This window comes from Bacillus cereus group sp. N31, assembly GCF_016483245.1.
GTDB lineage: Bacteria > Bacillota > Bacilli > Bacillales > Bacillaceae_G > Bacillus_A > Bacillus_A toyonensis.
The window spans coordinates 727391-749315 of sequence record NZ_JAEHCH010000001.1 but is presented as its reverse complement, the minus strand read 5'-3'; the positions used below and the strand labels follow the sequence as shown (position 1 = coordinate 749315).

Here is a 21925-nt window from a genome sequence, read left to right as displayed (position 1 = left end):
TCCTTTTTATCGTTTTTCAGCGATTCTCAACTTCGCAGAACGCGCTCGATTATTTTCTTCCAGCTCTATATCAGAAGGTAAAATCGGTTTTCTTGTAATAAGCTTTAATTTCGGCTTAAATTCATCTGGGATAATTGGTAACCCTGGCGGCAATTGCGGCGTTGTACTATTTCGCTTAAATGTTGTTTTACAAATACGGTCTTCTAATGAATGGAATGTTATAACACTAACTCTTCCACCAGGCTTGACCATCTCAATAGCAGATTCCAACGCTTCTTCAAATACTTTCAATTCATCATTTACAGCAATACGGATTGCCTGGAAAACTCGCTTCGCAGGATGTCCACCAGTTCTACGCGCAGGAGCCGGAATACCTTCTTTTATTAGTTCCACTAATTCTCCTGTCGTTTCAATAGCTTTATTTTCACGATACGCTTCAATTTTTCTTGCTATTTGCTTTGAAAATTTCTCTTCACCATACTGGAAGAAAATTCTTACGAGTTGTTCATATGACCAGCTATTTATAACATCATATGCTGTTAATGGGGCATCTTGATCCATCCGCATATCTAACGGTGCATCATGATGATAACTAAAGCCTCGCTCTGGTGTATCTAATTGTGGGGATGAAACACCTAAATCGAATAAAATACCGTCTACCTCTGTGATGCCTAATTCCTGTAGTTTTTCAGATAAGTAACGGAAATTGCTCTTTACCGTTATAAACTGCTCACCGTATGAAGAAAATTTTTCTTTTGCATTTTGAATCGCTATCTCATCTTGATCAAAAGCAATTAATTTTCCCCCATCAGTCAATTGGGATAATAAATAAGAACTATGTCCTCCTCCCCCCAGTGTACAATCTACATATGTACCATCTGGCTTTATATCTAAGCCGTCTACTGTTTCTTTCAAAAGTACTGTTACGTGTTTAAACATTGTTGCACCTACTCTTTTTCCAATTAATTTATGTTAAATGTATTTCTTCCTCTAAACGTATTTCTCACGATCAGAGAACGAAATACTACTAAAGAACGACTCAGTTAACTTACCAACAAAGGCAGCATACTATACAAATCGCTATTTTCTTTTATTATATACTAAATTTTATCATTTTTTGCGGGAATTTAAATAAAAAACTGTCGAAAAAGAGAATAATACGTTTACATTTTGTGTGATTTTGTCATATATTTAAGTATCCTACATATATACAATCTCTACCAGTTATAAAATGATAATTCAGAAAAATTTCACTTCACAGTAAATTCAACAGAATAAAAATAAAATCCTGCTCCAAAGAGCAAGATTCTATAGTTTTATAACATGATGTTTTCCATCCCAAGAAAATGAATTCTCCATCACTCGATCAACGAAATCCAAACCGAACTGATTTAAATAATAACATACATTCCACACGCGCTCTTGCGGAGCTCCTAATGGACGAATTGCACATTGTATACGGCGGAATTTATTTAGTTGAACTTCATGTTTTTTCTCAACATTTCTTTTCAACATTCTTTCTAACAGTTCAATTTGTTCATTAATTTTCAACTCATTCTTCCCTGCGAATTCACTTAATCCTGGATCTATTTTTTTCACAAACTGTTGTAATGATGTATGAATATCAATAATTTCTTTTTTCGCCTCTACAAATCGATCGTCGATTGGTTCCTCTATTTGATCAGACAACCAGTTTTCACGTAATTTATCTACATCATGTAAAAACGGATCATTTTCTTGCAACTGTAAATCATTTAAATCTGTCGCTATATCTCTCTCTATATAAGTCATTGTAAGACGAGGAACGACAGGCGGCATTTGGAAACCAGCAGTATGGAATACTTGTTGCAGTTCACTCCAATAAGCTATCTCCCCTGGACCTCCAATAAACGCTAGCGTAGGAAATACATACTCTTGCATAAGAGGACGTGTTACAACATTATTACTAAAACGCTCTGGACTTCTCTCCAACTCTTCAATCAATTCTTCATATGAAAAAGAATGTGTCCCATCTTTTCCGACAAACTTTCCTTGATTGTCTTCAAGCAGCACTCGCTCATTATCGATTTCCATGAATATATGCACTGCATTAGACTTTGTTTCAATAATTGGTTTATACCCTAATTCTTTAATTACTTCCTGCTGATTGTGAAGCCCCTCTTGCACTTCTTTATACTTGCTTATAATACGTTTGAAGAATGGAACCTCTAACTTCCTTAATTCAGGATGATGCGAATCAACAAGAATTAAACCAGAATTAGCAAACATTTTTGTAATAAGGTAAGCAAAGAAATCTACATACGTATTGGATTTATTCAAAGCATCATCTACAAATCGTAATACATCCTTTGTAAAATTCGTTTCTGGGTATGTTTTAAAAATCTCTTCCATCCATTTTCTACAATCTTCAACAGACAGTTCAGACTCAGAAGCACTCGCCTTTTTCGGATTACGGTCATGAAAAATAGTCTTTTTTATTTTTTTATTTTTCGTTACAAAAGTATGATTAATCTCATCCATATCATGATCTTCACCAGCAATCCAGAATACAGGAACGACTTTAACACCTAAACTTTCTTCCTTTTCCTTTGCAAGCTGTAAAATTGAAATAACTTTATGAATTGTATAAAGCGGTCCAGTTAATAACCCCGCTTGTTGTCCAGCTATAACAACATATGTATTTTCATCTCCAAGCGCTTTTACATTTTGAATTGTAGATTCTCCCGCTTGCAATTTTGTATTATATTCTAATAAATGCGCTACTAACTCTTGGCGGAAAAACTTCCTTTCACGCAAATCATGTAAACGTTGTTTAAAAGCAACTTCTGTTAACATATAATCAAAACACGACTGTATCTCTTTTTTACCGTTCATATAGTCCGCTACAATACCTTGTTGCGGAACAGAGATTTCGTTTATCTCCATATAATTCTTCCTTTCGTATCCAGTTCTCTCACCAATCCACATTGTAGTCAATGTTTCACGTAAAAGCAAAGAATAACACTTATTCTTTTACTTCTAATCCTTTTATTGCATCGAACAAAAATTGAAGTGTCGGAACTGGTCGTTGCTGTTTCTTAGCTTCCTCTAACACATATCCAACAATCGCATCGATTTCCGTTTGTCTATTCGCTCTTACATCTGCTAGCATAGATGATGTATTATGAGACGTTCTTTCACATATACCTCGTACCATTTCCCATACCATTTCTTGTTCTTCACTAACAAGAAATGCAACTTCCCTAAATACTTGCTCCATCATTTGATAAAAAAAAGGATTCGTAATTAACTCACCGTTCTGAACCCGCAATAACGCTGTCAATGGATTAATACATACATTTACTACTAATTTTTTGTACATAATACCTTTCCAATCAGCCTCTATTTGAATTGGAAAATGAGCAAAAGGAAAATAATCGAATACTTTTTTAAAATATAAAGATGGACCGCGCACTACCCCAAACTTCGTTATACCTATTCCAGTATGATGGACCGTATACCTTTCTTCTTTTTTCGCACCGTGTTCTACAATACCAACAGCTATATTCTCATTCCTTATTTTCTGTATAGCATGAAGATGCGACATTCCGTTTTGCAAAAAGATTAATGATGATTCTCCTTGCACAAACGGTAATATGTCATTTATATGGTATTGCTTCACAGCAATAAATGTATAATCTAACTTCTGATCTAACATATATTCTATCGGTAAAATGGATGGAAATACCGTTTCACGTTTCCCATCTCTAATACAAGTTACACCTGTTTTATTCAATTCTTCAGCCTGCTTAGCCGTCCTTGTAAACAACGTGACATCTTGATTACTTTTTTGTAAATAAAATGTATATAATAGACCAATAGCACCTGATCCTACAATTCCAATTTTCATTTTCACCCAAGGAATTCATATTAAATTTCCTTGCCTTCCCTCCCTTTATATCTTTCTAATTCACATGCATACATCCTACGCTTGCACTGACTCCTAACAGATAAACGCAACCTCTTCTTTCACTATGTATATACTACTTATTAACGTGCTTCTATTCTTAGTTTAGCAAATCCTCAAAAAAATAATAAAAGAAATATACTATCTTCTTCATAAAAATAAAAAAATAAGTTATAATATTATTATAAATATTTTTACTTTTCTGGATTCAACAAGATAAGAAAAGGATGTGATGTAATGGGATTCCCAAAAGTTGAGCGCTTGCTCATCAATTATAAAACATTAGATGAATTTAAAAAATTTAAAGGTTGCGGAGCTCTAGAACTATCTATGTTGGAAGAGTTACAAGCAAACATTATTGAAAACAATAGCGAATCACCATTTTATGGTATTTATTATGGCGGATCACTAATCGCACGTATGAGTCTATATATGAAAAGGGATGGTGGCGAACCATTTGAAATTACTGGCCCTTACCTAGAACTTTATAAACTTGAAGTGTTACCAACTTTTCAAAAACAAGGATTTGGACAAATGCTTGTGAATTATGCAAAACAACTACAGTTCCCAGTTAAAACGATAGCACGTATCCATTCAGCTGGTTTTTGGGATAAATTAAATTTCCAACCTGTATCAGTAACTAATGGTGATTTTTATATTTGGCATCCAGAAACAAATATGAATGCGATTACAAACGAGGAATCTGCATAAGAAATAAAAAAACAGCTGCGTAACAGCTGTTTTTATTTCTTTAACTTCTCTAACTTTCCATTCGAACGAACACTATTTCTTTCCGCTACCATTACACTTCTTTTTTGATCGATATAATCAAGTAATGTTCTATACTCTTCCTCATATACTGATAATCGCTCTAGAAGTCGTTCTCTCTCTGTTTGTAGCGATTCAACTTGTTTTTGCAACACCATTAAAGAGTTTGCATCTTTATAATTTTGCAAGAAATCAATAACATCATTCAGTGTAATTGACGTAGGCTCTAATACCTCCGTCTCTTTCACTTCATAATTTTCTACTTTACGAAGTTGTTTCGCTTCTTCAATACGTTCTTTATATTGCTTTCTCACGTAAGAATTCCACCTAAATCCACATGCTGCTGGTGTACGAGACAAATGTCTTCCCACTTCTTTAAAGGCAGAAAGTTGCGTTCCACCTTCTTGAATATGCCGGAGTACTACTTCTGCCAGAAGCAAATCTTCATCATCAGTCCAAGCATCTTGTCTTGTTGTCGCCATCTCTCTAGTCCTCCCTATGCATTTTTTATTAAGCATATGCAGTTACTAGAAAAGATAGAATACAACAACTAAAGAATAAGACAAAAAAAATAAACGTAGAAGATATCTTCTACGTTTATTTTCCCGCAATTACTTGCTGATTACTTCTTTACCTTTGTAAGTACCGCATGCTTTACATACACGGTGAGCTAATTTCGCTTCACCACAGCTTGGGCACTCTACCATACCAGGTACTGATAATTTGAAATGCGTACGACGCTTTCTTTTTACTGTTTTAGAAGTTCTTCTAAAAGGTACAGCCATTCTTCCCACCTCCTTAAAAGAAATAATTATTTTCATATGAAGGCCTAAACCAGTCTTCCGATTATTTGTCAAAAAACTTTGCAAGTCCTGCCAATCTTGGATCAACAGCCTTTTCTTTGTTTTCTTCCGAAATCACTTGCCAGTCTTGACCTTGCATCGGTGCTCCACCAGAAACATCATCACTGAAAATTTGCATTGGAATCTCCAAAAGTATATTTTCCTTGATTACGGGCAGTAAGTCAAGTACTTCTCCTTCTAAACAATGAATTTCAGCTTCTGTTTCAAACTCTTCTTCTGAAGTTTGGAACACCTCAGTTGTTTTAATGTCAAATGGTAATGTCACATCTACTAAAGAGCGAGAACATGGTAAAACCATGCTTCCAGTTATATGTAGATGGAACGTAAACTTCCCGGAGCCAAAATCAACTCTTCCTGTTACATGAACAGGATTAATTTCACGAATATCTTTCTCGACCTCTTTTAGCTCACTTACATCTACCATCTCATCCAATGTCAATCCTTTATTTCTCAATTTATTCAATTGATGGATGGACCATTTCATATCATATCACCTCAAGGCAACAAACAAAATTATAGCTAGCCATTTTATATTTGTCAATGTTTTTTCTTTACACTATAATGAAGTCATCATAGTAAATAATATATAGAGTATCATGTTTTCCAAAAAGATGCTACATCGAAAGGAGAGATTATCATAAAAGCCAGTGGTATTGTCGTTGAATATAACCCCTTTCATAACGGTCATGATTATCATGTGCAACAAACAAAAAAGTTAACACACTCCGATATTATAATTGCCGTTATGAGTGGCCCTTTTTTGCAGCGTGGTGAGCCCGCACTCATTTCCAAATGGTATCGCACTAAAATGGCCTTAGCAGGCGGTGTAGACCTTATTGTAGAGCTTCCATACGCATTTGCAACACAAAAAGCTGAAACTTTTGCAAATGGTGCTATTTCCATCTTAAATGCCTTACGCGTTTCTGAAATTTGTTTTGGCAGTGAAGATGGACAAATCGAAAATTTTTATAATACCATCTCTGTACAAAAAAACGAAGAAGCGACTTTTAATCGTCTCGTAAAGCAATTTATGAGCGCAGGTAATAGTTACGCCAAAGCTACATCTGAAGCCTTTCTACACATTTTACAATCCAAAAAAAACATCGATATGTCACAACCAAATAACATTTTAGGCTTTCAATACATAAAAGCAATTCTGGCGCAAAATAGTTCTATGCAAGCACAAACTATAAAAAGATACGCATCTCATTATCACGATGAAACATTTAGCAGCCAACATATCGCAAGTGCAACGAGTATTCGTAAACAACTCTTTAGCGAAAATGGTTCATTTACAGAAATTGAGCCTTTTATCCCGAAAGCAACCGCTTCTCTTTTAGCAACTTATAAACAAAACTTCGGGATATTACATAATTGGGAACAATACTTTTCATTTTTTAAATACAAACTTATGACGATGTCTCCAGGGGACTTACGACATATATATGAAATCGAAGAAGGTTTAGAGCATCGTATTTTATCAAAAATACAAAACAGCTCTTCCTTCCACTCATTCATGGAAGCATTAAAAACAAAACGTTATACATGGACTAGATTACAAAGAGCCTGTACACATATTTTAACAAACACGACAAAAGAAGAGATGCATACGGCAAATATAGAACAACATGCACCGTATATTCGTCTACTCGGCATGTCACAAAAAGGACAAACTTATCTTTCAAAAAACAAGAAAAAAATAGAACTTCCCATCCTTACCCATACAAAAACATTTGACCATCCTACTTTACATATAGAGCGAAAAGCCAATTCTGTATATTTCTCCATCATGCAAGAACCATTACGGACACAACTACTAAAACAAGACGTAACACACCATCCAATTCGTTACGATGAAACAACTACAACGTTTCTATAAAAAAAACCTCTCTATTTCAGAGAGGTTTATTTTTTCTCACCCATTTTTTCCAAATACTTCAACGCATCATCCAGCGTATCCACTGGTACAACCTTCATTTTTGTTTTAATATCTTTCGCAGCCTCAAGTGCATCTTTATAGTTGGATTTCTCCGCACCTTTTTCATTTGGCGCAAAAAACACCTCAGCACCCGCATCACTAGCAGCTACCACTTTTTGCTGTATACCACCAATTGGGCCAATTTCTCCCTTTTCATTAATTGTACCTGTTCCAGCAATTTCATGTCCTTTTGTTAAATCTTCTTCCACAAGTTGATTATATATTTCTAATGTAAACATTAAGCCTGCTGATGGCCCACCTATTTCATGGGAATCAATTTTCACTTTCGGATCTACTACTAACTCTCTTTCCGTCACGATAGAGACACCTATACCTACGCGGCCATTTCCATTAGGAATTGTCTTTACATTTAAATTTTCTTTTAACTGTTTTCCGCCTCGCATGTACTCAATATTTACTGTATCTCCTTCTTTTTTCCCTGTCATATACTCAATAAATTGATCCGTCTTTTCGAATGTTTTTCCGTCGACAGCTATGATGATATCTCCAAGCTTAAGCTTCCCCTCTGACGGCATACCCTTCGCTACACCAGCAACTAATACACCTTTATTTTCAAAAGAAACAGTACGATTCGCTTGTTTATACGCATTATAAATTGCTGCATTTTGCGAGTCTTTCATTGCATAATTTTGGCGGAATTGATATTCTTCATCACTCTCGCCCCTTTGCAATATTTCTTCCGCCTTCGAAACATGTGTATATTTATTAAATTGTGCCGCTATTAAATTCACCACATTTGCCGGCCCCATCGAAACCGTTACAAGCATAAAATCACCAGATTCTTTTGTTCCACCCTCAACCTGGACATACGGCTCTAATTTCGCAGCCATTCCTGGTTTTGTTACATAGTACGGTAAACGCACATAAACAAGTAACATCGCCAATATCACACCTATTAAGATTGCATATATAAACCGAAAACGCTTAAACATTATGTTTCTCCTTCCACTGCTCAATTAATAAATAAATATTTGAAACATGTTTTTCTGCTTCTACTTCTCCGACTCGAATAATGTCTTCAATGTTTGTAAAAGCACGTGAACTAAATTGTTCCACAGCTGGTCGCATCATTAAATCTGATGCAATTTGCCGATTCATTACAAGCTCATGCTGCATAATTTCAATACTTTGCATAATTACATCATAAATAGATGTAACCTCACCATTCACCTTAATCGGAGATACATCAACAGCAATAACAATATCGGCACCTAACTCTTTTACAACCGAAACTGGGATGCGATCAATCACTCCACCATCTACTAATAATCGTCCATTTACCTTTTCTGGCACAAACACTCCAGGGACAGATATACTAGCCCTCACCGCATCTGCAACAGGACCACTTGTAAAAACCACTTTCTCCCCCTTCAATATGTCAGTAGCCACAACAGCTGTCGGGATATCTAACTCTTCTAAATTTTTATTATATGTAAACATTTTAATCATATCTTTGACACGTTTACCAGCAATAAACCCCATTTTTGGTACCGTGAAATCTAAATAGTATTTCCTCTTAAAAACAGTCGCCAATTTATACAATCGTTCAACGTTACAGCCAGCTGCATAAAATGTACCTATTAAGGCCCCCATACTACTCCCTGCAATCATATGAATCGGGATACCCGCTTCCCTTAAAACTTTTATAACGCCAATATGAGCAAATCCTTTCGCTCCCCCAGATCCAAGCGCTAAACCAATCTTCGGTTCTTTCATTTTTCTCACCCTTTAATTTTTTTCATCCCTTTTTCATACTTATGGTCTAAATTCACCACGTATCCACGTATACTGAAATGAACGTTTTTTGGGACAAAGGGGGATTTACTTACATGTATGAAAAATGGAAAACCGCTTTCCTTACCATATCAACACTATTTTTAACCTTTTCTCTTGTACTCCACCCCCAAGCTGCTTTGCAAGCTTCCATTCGAGGGTTAAATATATGGTGGGAAGTTGTATTCCCTTCACTATTACCGTTTTTCATCATTGCGGAACTTCTAATTAGTATCGGTGTTGTAAAATTTATAGGCGTTATATTAGAACCACTCATGCGACCACTTTTTCGCGTTCCAGGAATAGGTGGATTTGTTTGGGCAATGGGCATGGCCTCAGGGTTCCCTGCTGGCGCCAAATTAAGCGCTAGACTGCGTAAAAGCGATCAAATAACACAAATTGAAGCCGAGCGCCTCGTATCTTTCACAAACTCTTCTAATCCACTTTTTATTTTTGGAGCTGTTTCTATCGGTTTTTTCAATAATCCGAAATTAGGAATCGTACTAGCTGCTGCACATTATTTAAGCAACTTTGCCGTCGGATTAATAATGCGTTTTTACGGGCATAACACATCTTACACAAATGATAAACAAACTACTAAAAAACGTCCTTTTCAAAACCCTTTTTCAATCCTTCACCAAACACGCTTGCAAGAAAAAAGACCAATAGGAAAATTACTTGGGGACGCTATCGTTTCTTCCATTCAAACATTACTTATGATTGGCGGATTTATTATTTTATTTTCTGTGTTAAACAAAATGATTACTGTATTCCATATTACAGCAACTCTTTCTTTTATTATGCAACATATTTTATCATTCTTCCAACTAAGTACTGATTTTAGTATTCCGATATTATCAGGTATTTTTGAAATGACACTCGGAAGCCAAATGATTAGTCAAATAAATGAAACACCCCTTCTGCAACAAGCGATGGTAACAAGCTTCATTTTAGCATTTAGCGGCCTTTCAATTCAGGCACAAGTTGCTAGCATACTAGCTGAAACGGATATCCGATTTAAGCCATATTTTTTCGCACGAATTATCCAAAGTATTCTTGCACCTATTTTTACGTTTATATTTTGGAAACCTTTTTATGAGAAAGTAAGTTCTTTCTCACCTATGGAAAAAGATATTCCCGTATTTTTATCCAATCATTCTTCTACACTACTTGAAATTTGGACATCTTTTGTACACTACGGACCGATTTTCACATTATTTTGTTTATACTTATATGTTATCTTATTGTTTTTACGCATGAATAAAGAAAAACCCCGTTCACTTTAACGGGGTTTGAAACTTTTCTTTTAAAGCACGCTCTACAATAGGAGGCACAAGATCTACTACACTTCCTCCATACCTCGCAACTTCTTTCACAATACTCGAACTTAAAAATGAATATTGGTTGTTTGTCATTATAAAAAAGGTTTCAATATTTTCATCTAATTTTCGATTCATAGAAGTAATTTGCATCTCATATTCAAAGTCAGAAACCGCTCGTAAACCACGTAAAATTGCATTTGCATTACGCATTTTTGCATACTCCACTAATAGCCCGCTATGCGAATCCACTTTTACATTTGGGATATCCTTTGTTGCTTCTCGAATTAAATCTAGACGTTCTTCAACTGAAAAGAATGGTTTTTTTGATGAATTGTTTAAAACAACTACGTACACTTCATCAAACACTTTTGCTCCCCTTTTAATAATATCAAGATGCCCAAGGGTAATTGGATCAAAACTCCCTGAAGAAATAGCTATACTTGTCATTCTGTCTCCTCACCTTCATACTTATAAATCGATATTGCTGTAATCCCATAATTTTCAGCTCTTACTTTTACAAGATTCCCTATAGAATCAGGTAAAACAACATCATTACCATGCTCTGACATAATTAATCCATCTCTATGTAGCAATCCATGTTGATCCATCACACTAATCAAAGATACAATTTTTTGATCTTTATATGGAGGATCTATTAGTATAAGATCGAATGACATTTCACGCTTTATGAGCGCTTTCACCGCACGCTCTGCATCATTTCGATACACTTCAGCTTGTTCATGTATTCTACAACTTTCTAAATTTTGATGAATGACTTTTATTGCTTTACTATCTCGATCAACAAAAATCGCTTTTTCAATCCCTCTACTTATAGCCTCAATTCCAAGGCCACCACTACCGCCAAATAAATCAAGAGCGGTACCACCATCAAAATAAGGGCCTATCATATTAAAAATAGATTCTTTTACTTTATCCGTCGTTGGACGTGTTGTATTGCCGGGAACCGCTTTAAGTGGGTGCCCTTTACATTTTCCTGAAACTACTCTCATCTGTTGTCACTACCTTTATTTCAATCTATCGAGCGCTTATAAAATAATTTCCCACTTCAGTAACCGCTGCAAAACTATATGTAACTTTCACCTATCCATAAGAAACTTTCTCTAAAAATAACCGCTCGTCATTTTTTATGTATTTATCTCGCCATACGCTAACACAAACCCATTATGTACATTAATTCCACTTTCCCCCGCATTAACGGGCAGTAAAACTCCCAACTCAAAATTCGGTTAGAACAAAAAGTGAGGTGGGAAATTAACTGCCCGTAAACGCCCGATTAGTGAAGGCTAATAATCAGCAGGGATACCCCCACTGATTAAAGTTTCACTTTATCTTTTTTTATCCTATCATAAAATAAAAAAAAGAAAAATAAAAAGCCAAACATAAAATTTAAATTCATTATGTATATCTTCATTTAGATTGGACATAAATAATTATAACAACATCACCTTCGATGTTGTTGCCAACCGCGGAGAAGACTTACGTTTCCCCATAAGTTCTTCCTCCGGTTTCTCCTCTCCCTTTGCCTTCTTACTAGTACATACTAGTATAAGAAGGGCCCTGCTTTGCAGGGTTTTTTTTCTTTGTCTACTTTTCATTTAAAAAGTGAGATGGTACAGTAAAAGAAAGAGGAGGAAAAGATATGATTCAACGCTTTATAGAACTTGGAGAAGGCTACTCTGATTTATATGAATTACTTGAAATTGCCAAAGCAAACCAAGAACGTATAACACATATGTTACAATTTGAAACAATTAAAAACGAAAAGAAAGTATGCTCGCTTGTTGTAATATTAAAACCGACCACTACTGGTGATTTCCAGCCATTATACATATGTCGTGAAGGTATTCCTATGCCTGAAAATAAAAAAAGTAAACGTGTCATTTTATTTGAAGAGATGGCAGAAAAACTAGGAAAAAAAGTGACCACATTTACTGTAAAACCGTCCACAACTTTCCCAGAAAAAGAACTATTTTTCAATCATCTAATTGGTATTTTACGAATGAATAATTTCATTCCTCCAATGAAATAACACTTTATTTAAAGTAAAAAAATCCCACGCTAAACGTAGCAGGGGATTTTTTTACTTTAACTATAATCGTATTCTTTTGCCCGATCAGGACGGGAATTTTCAAATTCCGTTTTTAAAAACGGACGGTACGACTGTTCTATCTTTTTCACAAAAGGAAGTTTATTCAACTTATGCATCATATGCTCAATTTGTTCCATATCACAATATACAACGGCATATTTTAATCGTTTTGATATGTAATGTATGTTACCATATTTTCTTAAAATCTTGGCATGTTTCAATGAATGTAAATAAACAATCATACTTTGTCGTTGCCCGAACATAATCTTCTCCATCTTCTCCTTTTAAAAACTTATATTTTATATTTTTGAAAACTAACCAGAAATTTATGACATAATGAAACAAACTCTGTATACGTTTTCTTACATCTTCTAAAAAACGGGGTACATCACCCCGTTTTTTTACAACCGCAACCTCCGCCAGTACCGCAACCTCCGCCACAGCCACCAGCATCGAAAAATGGATTTCCTGTTGGAACTTTAATAGAAGAGGATACCTCAGAACCAATTGCTACACTAACTTCATCTAATAACTTTTGTAAAGCAGTTTCTGCTCGTTTAAAGGTTGCAATCTTATCATGCAAGTCTACAGAACGCTTTAATTCCCTCATTTTTGTTGACACGATAGTATAGTCAGGATGGTATTTCCCAAAACGCTGCACTTCCTCATATCGTTCCTTCATCGCTGTAAATTGCTGAATTAATGTCTGAACTTCCACATCCTCATGCAATTCTTTATAACACTTACGATAATCTTCTGCTATATCTGAACAGATGATCGCTTTTGCAAGCTGCTCTGCCTTATCTAATATTAATACGCTTTCTAGCGTCGCTACAATCATGAGAGACACCTCCGAGTATTCATCATACCACATTTAGAATAGAACTACTAATTGAAGTGACTCACTTAAAAGAAAGATATGACTCTAACTATTTTCAAACAATCTCAGATACGCTTATACATTAATATGTTCCGCAATATTATATTTAAGAACATCCCATTCTCCGCCGTTTTCTTTCACATAACTAATACATGCATTTTTTAACGGGGTCTTAAACGTAATTTCATCTGGTGCAATTGCATGTAAAATAGCTTTTATCGCATGTGAATGAGCAACAATAATAATACGTTTACCAGAATGAGTTACTGCAACATCTTCTAAAGCAGCAAAGCAACGAGCTACAATTTCTTTATCTAACTCCATACCTTCTACTTTACCCTCCGCAATTAACTCTCTAACAGTCGCAACCGGCTTCCCTGAAGCTTCTCCAAAATTCCGTTCAACAAATCGTTCATCTAATAAAATGGATTGTAATCCAGCTGCCTCTGCGATTGCCTTAGCCGTTTCTTGTGCTCTAATTAACGGACTACTTATAATAATATCCCACGATTCTACTTGCAAAGCAGCCGCACTTTGACTCGCTTGCTTTTTCCCAACTTCATTAAGTGGAATATCTTCACGCCCCTGAATAATCTCTTGAAAATTCCAATCAGTTTGTCCATGTCGTACTAAACAAATTTCCGTCATGCTGCAACTCCTTTTTTAAATAATCCGCTTCTATTGTAACAAAAGTTCTGCATGACGGACATAGTTTTCCCTTCCAATTATGTCGTATTTTGCTGCTTCATATACTGAAACATATCAATCATGATCGAAGCAACCGCCAATTGATTTTGAAATTTTTCTACTTTATCTGGTATCGTTTTTTTGAAATGTTGCATAGCAGCCAGCTCAAAAGCTTCTTTTTCTTCAGGATTTCGGGTTAACTTCCTATACCAGTATGGCTGCTCCCTAATATAACGCGATAAGTCCTCATCAGCCTTTATAAACTCCATAAGTTCTTCTCTCATCATCTTTCCCCCTAATCCTTTTGAAAGAAAAATGGATTATTTTCTTTGGAAGTACTTTGTTCTTGTTGCGTGCGACTTCCTTGAAACTGTTGAATAACTTGTTGCACACTCCCGATAGCACTCGTCACATTAGCTAAATGATGCTGCATTTGTTCCACATCTAGCTTTTTAAAAAAAGAAAGCATTTGTCCCATCACATCAGCAGTTTTTTCCTCTTCAGTTCGATTGTCTTTTTCCTTCTCTTTTTTATTTTCTTTTACTGAAGAAAAGGCAGGCGCTCCATCAGGTCTATAAGTTGCCCATATTGGATCTTCCTCACCAAGTAAGTACCATTCTTCATAAAATTGCTGCCAAGTTTTTTGACCACTTCTAACGTCATGAACCATTTTAGGGTGATGGTTTACAAATTCTTTAAACTGTTGAACCGATGGATGTAACGGTCCTTTTGTTGTTGGCATAATCCTCACCTCTTCATGTATATCTACTTATATTGTAAGAAAAAAAAGGCGCATGGTTCGCCTATTTTTAGACGATTCATGCACCTTTTTTACACTACTTAAAGTTTCACTCTATTTTCGAATAAAGTTTTGCGTATAAAATTTATCATATACCCCAACACCTAATCCGGTAAATTGTTCATTAAATAAATTTTTTCTATGCCCCTCACTATTTAACCAACCTTGTACCGCCGCAATTCCATCACTATGTTGTGCCGCTATATTCTCACCAGCAAGCTGAAACCCTACTCGTCCTCGTTGTAAACGATCTCCTAACGTACCTAATGTAGGTGAATCATGTGAAAAGTAATTATTGTCTTTCATATCTTTGCTATGTCCAATAGCAACATCTGCTGTTTGTTGATCCCACGTTAACAATGGTAGTTCATGACGACTTCGAATAATATTTGTTAAATCAAAAATTTGTTGCATATTCCCATTCTCTACTTGTTTCATCTTTTCTGGTGTTAATGGTTGTTCTGCTATTAATTCACCTGAATAAACAAGCTGATACGGTCTTTGGCGCAATAACGTTTCATCATCCATATAACGAACACCAACGAGTTCATGTGTGAAATGATCAAAATATAATTGTGCCCATCCATCTTCTACAGGTACTAACGGCTGTTCCATTACTTCCGTATCAGATAACTCAAATTGATAACTATTCTTCCCTCTTTTTAATGAAATCTCATGCGAGAGCGGATTCTTTTTGTATACATCTTCATATTTTTCATTTATATAATAAGGCGGTACCTTAACTTGTTCACCAGCAACATACGCTGTTACAATTTTACGTTCAGCAACTCCAAATTGAACGTACTGATTTAAATCTTGATTGTACACCCACCATTCATAACCGTAAGCAGATGGCTCTATTCGAGCTGGTTCTCCCCACTTTGCCAATAGATTTTCAGAATCTCCACCAATCATATTTAAAACAGTGTCTGAGGAGTCCTCATCGACTTGTTTTTTCTTTTTCACAATTTTATTTTCTTGTTTTGATTGAGATGGGGTTAATATATATTGTGAAACGAGTAATTTCCCGTATAAATCAACAGCTAAAATTAAAAATGTAATCATTACGATACGCAATAATTTCTTCAAACGATATACCTCCTGCACAAAACATAAAATTGAGATATACACAAATCCTTTTATTTCCTTTTTTGTGTGTACCGTACTCTTTTCACTATATCATATTTTCACAAAAAAAGTCTGGATTATCCCTTTTCTCTCAATATGAATTGCACTTTCTTATTATTCATACTATTATAAAAATAATGATGTAACATTAAAAAAGGAGGTATTATATGCAATTTACAAATACGAAATTTAATGGGGCCGTCGTTGATTTATCCCTTTTAACTGAGATTATGGAAAAGAACCATTTTGTACTAGCTGGACAGTGGGATTACGAAAGAGTTACATACGATTATAAATTTGAAATATTAAAGGATATTTATTACTTACGAGTGCGCGGAGTTGCTGTTGAAGGCGACATTGGCAGCAGACACGCTGAAGTAAAACTACTCCCTCCCTTATTAGGAAAACATTATTATCCTCACGGTGTTGAATATGGTGATGATGAGACTTTCCCAACAAATGTACTCCAAAAAAGCGAACAACTCCTACAAAATGTCGAAAAAGAGTTAAAAGAATTTCAAATTATTGAGTAAACCGAACAAGCGCATCAATATGATGCGCTTGTTCTATTTATCTTCCTTAAGAATGAATCGTCTTTTTAACTGGATACCCATAAATGGATCCATCTTTCACTTTAATCTCATCTTCCCAGGGAACTTTATACTTACCTTCAGCTAAATCTTTTACAAACGTATACGGGTTCTCTTTCACTCCACCAGGAGTCGCTACATATCCCCTTGAGCCTAAATTATATATATTATTTTCGAGCCCCCATCCTAATCTAGCCTGATCTGCTAGCTCTGGATATACTTCGGCAGTAACAATCTCCCAAGGGTTTCGGTGCCCCTGCACTAAAGTAGTCCCATCAAAATTACATACTTGTCCTTCACCAAAGTAATAAAATACACCATCATAACCCGCTAAGTTCACTGACAATGTATACATTAAATTTTGCCATGCATTTGAACGATTGGTTAACATCCATTGTTCACTAACTTGTGTGCTATATCCGGAAATACGGATCAAGACATTCGCACCTTTATAGGCTGCTTCACGGGCTACTTCAGGGAACATGCCATCATGACAAATACAAACAGCTAATTTACTCCCTCCAGGTCCATCACAAACAGGTAAGCCTAAATCTCCAGCTTTCCAAGGCTCGACCGGCACCCAAGGATTTAACTTACGATACTTCAAAATCATTTCACCCTGTGGATCAATAATAATCGCTGTATTATAAGGTTCTCCACCATCAGGATTTCTTTCCATTATAGAAAAAACACCATACACTTCAGATTCTTTACATGCCTCAGCAAATAAGTCTGTTTCTGGCCCAGGCACTGTACATAAAAACTCTTCTGTAGTCCATTTTTTTGTATTGAGCCCTTGTGTACTATATTCGGGAAATACTATTAATTCTAATCCAGGATAACCTGATTTAGTTGAATGAATTGTTTTTATGATTTGTTTAATTTGTTTATCAATGTCTGCACGTGACTCTACTACCGGTACTGGATATTGAATTAACGCTGTTAAAAAACCACTAATCGGCTTTACCATACTTCCGCTACTACCCATTTAAATTCCCCCTTAAAATAGTTCGTGTTTATTAAAGATAACAATATAAATTTGTAACTCTCTAAAAAACTTGCACTACATATGGAATTATTACGCATGAAAGCTAGTAGTAAATTTTATATCCACTTTTAGTACACGCCAACACTAACTTAACATGAAAAGATTGAAAATTCAATCTTTCATAAATACCTAAAGCTAAAACTAAAAAAAGAAAAAGCATATGGAATCCCATACACTTTTTTACTTAGTCTGTAAATATGGCGGCAATTGTTGCAACTGCTCCTTATCCTTTTCGCGTTCTCTACGCGCCCATTTAAAGAATACATAGCCGATAATCGTACCGTACACTATTTCCTGGACAATTTTCATAATGATACCGCCCGTTTGTTGGTCTTGTACTACTGGCATCCAGTGCAAAAATTCTGGTCCAGTTATATTTAATTCTGATAAAGTTCCCGCAGGTACGCATAGTTCCATCGCTTTCATCCAAGCAGCTGAATCCGTATACGTTGCAAATAACGGTGCAGTTGCAAAAATTATTAATGCACAAGCTGGCGTTAATAATATACCGTTAGCAAACATATAACCAAGTTTCTTTATATCACTTAACGTTTGATATTCTGGTAACGGATTTAACATCGGCCACCACATCATGATTGCCGCAAAAAATAATATAGCGAGGCAAATCGGATGGGCAATTTGGCTTTGTTTTACTGCATCAAAAACAACTGGCAAATGATAAAAAGAAAACAGTCCATTAAATACAAACAATGCAATAAGCGGTTTAGCAAAAATTTTCAACACAATTTGAACTAGCTTAAAAGAAGTAATATAACGATATAACCAAACTGGTATACCAAGTAATAATAAAGGCGGAACTGCAATATACATGACTGCCATTTCAAACATATGTGCACTAAATATAATATGGCCAATTAAATCAATAGGTCCACCCTTTACAAAATACAAAAGAACAATTCCAGACGTAAAATAAAAAATTTGCTTTTTACTTACCTTCGTCGCATTTTCAAATCGAGTTCTATATGGTCCAATAATTAAGAAGTATCCAATAAGAATCGAAAGCATAAATAATAAAAAGAATGGACTCCATAAAGCTTGAAAGCCAAATATCCATAAGTTACTCATTGTCACCCCCACCTTCCTAATGGTTATCCTTCCACATAATGTGAAGAGGGGGCTGTGACAACACAAGCCCCCTTATTCTTCACTTTTCAAATCCACACGATTGTCATAAAAGCTAAAATTGTAATTAATCCTATTAACAGGCCAGAATACAGAAAGAAACTTGCAGCCTCATGCCCTTTATGGCTCATATGCATAAAATAATACAATTGAAAAATTACTTGCACCACTGCTAATAGTAAAATAAACGGAACAGAGAAGGTTGGACTAAAAGTTTTTGGATATGCTACCGCTACAAATGCAACTAATGTCAGGAAAATCATTAGCGCAAACGTAATAACTTGGTGCTTCATCTCCTCTGCACTTTTTCTCTTCCGATAAACAAGATCCACCTTAGGATTATTTGTTTGTCTTATCGCCATTGTTTATCCCACCATTCCCATTAAATATACTACAGTGAAAATAAACACCCAAACTACGTCAATAAAGTGCCAATAAATTGATGCAACATAAAACTTTGGTGCGTTGTATAAATTTAAACCACGCTTCGCATTTCTAAAGATTAATGTTAAAATCCAACACAATCCAAACAATACGTGAAGTCCATGTGTACCAACAAGAGCATAAAATGCAGAGCCAAATGCACTACTTCTCATAGTATGCTTAAATTCATGTGTATAATGATAAAACTCATATATTTCAAATCCCAAAAACCCTAAGCCAAGCAACACTGTTACAAGTAGCCAAAGTTGCATTTTCTTAAAACTAAAGTTTTTCATATGGTACATCGCATATACACTCGTTAAACTACTCGTTAATAAAAGCATCGTCATTATGAAAACGAGCGGCATTTGAAACATCTCTTGAGATGTTGGTCCACCATTTGTAGAGTTTTTTAATGCTAAATATGTGCCAAACAAGGAAGCGAACAATACTGTTTCGCCTCCAAGAAATAACCAAAAACCGACAAACTTATTTTTCCCCTCAAGGGTTGCTTTTTCAGGCTCTGCTGGAAATGTTTCATTCGTTAATTTTTCATCTACATGCATTATGCCTTGCCCCCCTTATCCTCTAAATCTTCCTTATGAATATGATATCCATGATCATCGACTACTGAACGAAGGAACATTGCGCCAAATGTAATGATTAAACCAATAATTGCTACTAATAACCAGAACTTATCTTTTCCACCTTGCATATACATTGCACCGAATGCCGCTATGAATAAGCCTAGAGAAATGATAAATGGTGAAAATGAAGCATTTGGCATATGAATATCACCAACTGGTTCCGCCGCCGTCATCTCTTTATTACCTTCACGTTTTTCAATCCAAAACGGATCTAACCCGCGAACAAATGGTAATTGTTTGAAATTATATTCCGGTGTAGGTGCTGGCATTGTCCATTCTAGTGTACGTCCATCCCATGGATCACGACCAGCCTTCTCTTTTGATACAGTTGTTTTTATTACATTGAATAGAAGAACAATCGTTCCAAGAGCCATAAACACAGCTCCAATAGAACTAATCATATTCCCCATTTCCAATCCTTGCCCCTCAAGATATGTGTAGTAACGACGTGGCATACCAATCAATCCAAGGAAATGCTGAATAAAGAATGTTAAATGGAAACCGATAAAGAATAACCAAAATGTTATCTTACCTAATGTTTCATTTAATATTTTATTAAACATCAGTGGCCAATAATAATGAGCCCCTGCAAGTAAACCAAATACAACACCACCGACGATTACATAATGAAAGTGCGCTACTACGAAATAGTTATCATGAAATTGATAATCAGCTGGTGCAGATGCAAGCATAACGCCTGTAACTCCACCCATTACGAATGATGGAATAAAAGCTACCGCCCACATCATCGGTGTTGTAAAACGAATACTTCCGCCCCACATTGTAAAGAGCCAGTTAAATATTTTAATACCTGTCGGAACCGCAATTGCCATTGTCGCAACTGAGAAAATAGCATTTGCAACTGGACCAAGGCCAACAGTAAACATGTGATGCGCCCATACCATGAATCCTAAAAATCCAATTAATACTGTCGCAAACACCATCGATGAATAACCAAATAATCGTTTTTTCGAAAATGTCGCGAAGATTTCTGAGAATATTCCGAAAGCTGGGAGTATAAGAATGTATACTTCCGGATGACCGAAAATCCAGAATAAATGCTCCCATATAATTGTGTTCCCACCTAATGCTGGATTAAAGAAACTTGTTCCAAATAAACGATCTAACATTAAAAGTCCTAATCCTACAGTTAACGGCGGAAAAGCAAATAATATAAGTGAAGATGTTACAAACGTTGTCCATGTAAACATTGGCATACGCATATACGTCATTCCTGGCGCACGCATATTAATGATTGTAACAAGGAAGTTAATACCTCCAATTAATGTACCAATACCTGAAATTTGCAAGCCGAGTACATAAAAATCAACACCATGGCCTTTAGAAGCTAAAGCTAATGATGCATAAGATGTCCATCCTGCATCAGGTGCTCCACCTAAAAACCAACTTAAATTTAAAAATACTCCACCAAAGAAAAATAACCAAAATCCGAGTGAATTCAAAAACGGGAACGCTACATCACGCGCACCAATTTGAAGTGGCACGGCGGCGTTCATAAATGCAAACACGAGTGGCATAGCTGCGAGGAAAATCATTGTTGTACCGTGCATCGTTAATACTTGATTATAAGCATCCCCAACAAGAAAAGCGTTGTTAGGAATCGCTAATTGAAGGCGAATAAATAGTGCTTCTATTCCGCCTATTATAAAAAACAATCCACCTGCAATTAAATAGAGAATGGCAATCTTTTTATGGTCTACTGTCGTTAAATAATCCCATATGACAGCACCCATCCCCTGTTTTTTTGCTACAGAGCTCACGTTTTCAACCTCCCCTTC

Annotated in this window: 26 protein-coding genes; 5 read left to right on the top strand and 21 right to left on the bottom strand. The window is 35.7% G+C overall.

Going from position 1 to position 21925, the window contains the following annotated elements; translation table 11 throughout:
- Positions 1-6: 6 nt before the first annotated feature.
- From rsmH to panE, 3 genes are all read right to left on the bottom strand, one after another.
- Positions 7-939: a 16S rRNA (cytosine(1402)-N(4))-methyltransferase RsmH gene (gene rsmH / locus JDS81_RS04085; protein WP_000472506.1), complete on the bottom strand. Its 933-nt coding sequence runs from the start codon at positions 937-939 to the stop codon at positions 7-9.
- Positions 940-1308: 369 nt separating this feature from the next.
- Entirely contained in the window at positions 1309-2925 is a 1617-nt protein-coding gene (gene bshC, locus JDS81_RS04080) for a bacillithiol biosynthesis cysteine-adding enzyme BshC (protein ID WP_097954275.1), read from the bottom strand.
- A gap of 79 nt (positions 2926-3004) precedes the next feature.
- Positions 3005-3889: a 2-dehydropantoate 2-reductase gene (gene panE / locus JDS81_RS04075; protein ID WP_033661358.1), complete on the bottom strand. Its 885-nt coding sequence runs from the start codon at positions 3887-3889 to the stop codon at positions 3005-3007.
- Between the two features lie 294 nt (positions 3890-4183).
- Here panE and JDS81_RS04070 point away from each other — a divergent pair, with 294 nt between their 5' ends.
- Positions 4184-4657 carry an N-acetyltransferase gene (locus tag JDS81_RS04070; protein ID WP_000506686.1) on the top strand — a complete coding sequence of 158 codons (474 nt, stop codon included), beginning with the start codon at positions 4184-4186 and terminating at the stop codon, positions 4655-4657.
- A gap of 32 nt (positions 4658-4689) precedes the next feature.
- Here JDS81_RS04070 and JDS81_RS04065 read toward each other — a convergent pair whose 3' ends face one another.
- The 3 genes from JDS81_RS04065 to JDS81_RS04055 all read right to left on the bottom strand — a co-directional run bounded on the left by JDS81_RS04065 (position 4690) and on the right by JDS81_RS04055 (position 6061).
- Positions 4690-5196: an RsfA family transcriptional regulator gene (locus JDS81_RS04065; RefSeq protein ID WP_097954276.1), complete on the bottom strand. Its 507-nt coding sequence runs from the start codon at positions 5194-5196 to the stop codon at positions 4690-4692.
- Between the two features lie 129 nt (positions 5197-5325).
- Positions 5326-5499 carry a 50S ribosomal protein L32 gene (gene rpmF, locus JDS81_RS04060; RefSeq protein ID WP_001984764.1) on the bottom strand — a complete coding sequence of 58 codons (174 nt, stop codon included), beginning with the start codon at positions 5497-5499 and terminating at the stop codon, positions 5326-5328.
- Between the two features lie 61 nt (positions 5500-5560).
- Positions 5561-6061, bottom strand: a complete 501-nt coding sequence (locus JDS81_RS04055) for a YceD family protein (protein ID WP_000872142.1) — start codon at positions 6059-6061, stop codon at positions 5561-5563.
- A gap of 153 nt (positions 6062-6214) precedes the next feature.
- On the opposite strand from JDS81_RS04055, the gene JDS81_RS04050 reads away from it, so the two are divergent.
- Positions 6215-7456: a nucleotidyltransferase gene (locus tag JDS81_RS04050; protein WP_179864516.1), complete on the top strand. Its 1242-nt coding sequence runs from the start codon at positions 6215-6217 to the stop codon at positions 7454-7456.
- Positions 7457-7482: 26 nt separating this feature from the next.
- On the opposite strand, the gene JDS81_RS04045 is transcribed toward JDS81_RS04050, so the two are convergent.
- A complete protein-coding gene (locus JDS81_RS04045) occupies positions 7483-8508 on the bottom strand; it encodes a SepM family pheromone-processing serine protease (RefSeq protein WP_000476315.1) in 1026 nt (341 codons plus the stop codon).
- A complete protein-coding gene (locus JDS81_RS04040; protein ID WP_000662585.1) occupies positions 8501-9292 on the bottom strand; it encodes a patatin-like phospholipase family protein in 792 nt (263 codons plus the stop codon). Before JDS81_RS04040 ends, JDS81_RS04045 begins: the two co-directional genes overlap by 8 nt.
- Positions 9293-9405: 113 nt before the next feature.
- On the opposite strand from JDS81_RS04040, the gene ylbJ reads away from it, so the two are divergent.
- Positions 9406-10635 (top strand): sporulation integral membrane protein YlbJ, encoded by a 1230-nt coding sequence (ylbJ, locus tag JDS81_RS04035; RefSeq protein WP_016109036.1) that lies wholly within the window; start codon positions 9406-9408, stop codon positions 10633-10635.
- On the opposite strand, the gene coaD is transcribed toward ylbJ, so the two are convergent.
- Positions 10627-11118: a pantetheine-phosphate adenylyltransferase gene (gene coaD / locus JDS81_RS04030; RefSeq protein ID WP_000200597.1), complete on the bottom strand. Its 492-nt coding sequence runs from the start codon at positions 11116-11118 to the stop codon at positions 10627-10629. The genes ylbJ and coaD overlap by 9 nt on opposite strands.
- Entirely contained in the window at positions 11115-11681 is a 567-nt protein-coding gene (rsmD, locus tag JDS81_RS04025; RefSeq protein WP_001266984.1) for a 16S rRNA (guanine(966)-N(2))-methyltransferase RsmD, read from the bottom strand. The genes coaD and rsmD overlap by 4 nt, the downstream gene beginning before the upstream one ends.
- 650 nt (positions 11682-12331) lie before the next feature.
- On the opposite strand from rsmD, the gene JDS81_RS04020 reads away from it, so the two are divergent.
- A complete protein-coding gene (locus tag JDS81_RS04020; RefSeq protein WP_000616007.1) occupies positions 12332-12721 on the top strand; it encodes a DUF7147 family protein in 390 nt (129 codons plus the stop codon).
- Between the two features lie 56 nt (positions 12722-12777).
- Here the strand turns inward: JDS81_RS04020 and JDS81_RS04015 are convergent, their stop codons facing one another.
- The 6 genes from JDS81_RS04015 to JDS81_RS03990 form a co-directional block, all read right to left on the bottom strand.
- A complete protein-coding gene (locus JDS81_RS04015; protein WP_002093356.1) occupies positions 12778-13044 on the bottom strand; it encodes a YlbG family protein in 267 nt (88 codons plus the stop codon).
- Between the two features lie 125 nt (positions 13045-13169).
- On the bottom strand, positions 13170-13622 hold the full coding sequence (locus JDS81_RS04010) for a YlbF/YmcA family competence regulator (protein ID WP_000634357.1): 453 nt from the start codon (positions 13620-13622) through the stop codon (positions 13170-13172).
- A gap of 114 nt (positions 13623-13736) precedes the next feature.
- Positions 13737-14309, bottom strand: coding sequence for a histidine phosphatase family protein (locus tag JDS81_RS04005; protein ID WP_000134950.1), 573 nt, complete (start codon positions 14307-14309; stop codon positions 13737-13739).
- A 77-nt stretch (positions 14310-14386) separates the two neighbouring features.
- Positions 14387-14632, bottom strand: a complete 246-nt coding sequence (locus tag JDS81_RS04000; protein ID WP_001206442.1) for a YlbE-like family protein — start codon at positions 14630-14632, stop codon at positions 14387-14389.
- Positions 14633-14643: 11 nt separating this feature from the next.
- Positions 14644-15090, bottom strand: coding sequence for a YlbD family protein (gene ylbD, locus JDS81_RS03995; RefSeq protein ID WP_001143329.1), 447 nt, complete (start codon positions 15088-15090; stop codon positions 14644-14646).
- A 111-nt stretch (positions 15091-15201) separates the two neighbouring features.
- On the bottom strand, positions 15202-16236 hold the full coding sequence (locus JDS81_RS03990; RefSeq protein ID WP_000735382.1) for a CAP domain-containing protein: 1035 nt from the start codon (positions 16234-16236) through the stop codon (positions 15202-15204).
- Between the two features lie 206 nt (positions 16237-16442).
- Here JDS81_RS03990 and JDS81_RS03985 point away from each other — a divergent pair, with 206 nt between their 5' ends.
- A complete protein-coding gene (locus tag JDS81_RS03985) occupies positions 16443-16808 on the top strand; it encodes a YugN family protein (protein ID WP_001160935.1) in 366 nt (121 codons plus the stop codon).
- 46 nt (positions 16809-16854) lie between these two features.
- Here the strand turns inward: JDS81_RS03985 and JDS81_RS03980 are convergent, their stop codons facing one another.
- From JDS81_RS03980 to ctaD, 5 genes are all read right to left on the bottom strand, one after another.
- Positions 16855-17853 (bottom strand): formamidase, encoded by a 999-nt coding sequence (locus JDS81_RS03980; RefSeq protein WP_000535796.1) that lies wholly within the window; start codon positions 17851-17853, stop codon positions 16855-16857.
- A 240-nt stretch (positions 17854-18093) separates the two neighbouring features.
- On the bottom strand, positions 18094-18999 hold the full coding sequence (gene ctaG / locus JDS81_RS03975; protein WP_000069006.1) for a cytochrome c oxidase assembly factor CtaG: 906 nt from the start codon (positions 18997-18999) through the stop codon (positions 18094-18096).
- 86 nt (positions 19000-19085) lie between these two features.
- Positions 19086-19418, bottom strand: a complete 333-nt coding sequence (gene ctaF / locus JDS81_RS03970; protein ID WP_001007827.1) for a cytochrome c oxidase subunit IVB — start codon at positions 19416-19418, stop codon at positions 19086-19088.
- 3 nt (positions 19419-19421) lie between these two features.
- Complete coding sequence (gene ctaE / locus JDS81_RS03965) at positions 19422-20045, bottom strand: cytochrome c oxidase subunit III (RefSeq protein WP_097954278.1); 624 nt, start codon at positions 20043-20045, stop codon at positions 19422-19424.
- Complete coding sequence (gene ctaD, locus JDS81_RS03960; protein ID WP_170957719.1) at positions 20045-21880, bottom strand: cytochrome c oxidase subunit I; 1836 nt, start codon at positions 21878-21880, stop codon at positions 20045-20047. Before ctaD ends, ctaE begins: the two co-directional genes overlap by 1 nt.
- Between the last annotated feature and the right edge of the window lie 45 nt (positions 21881-21925).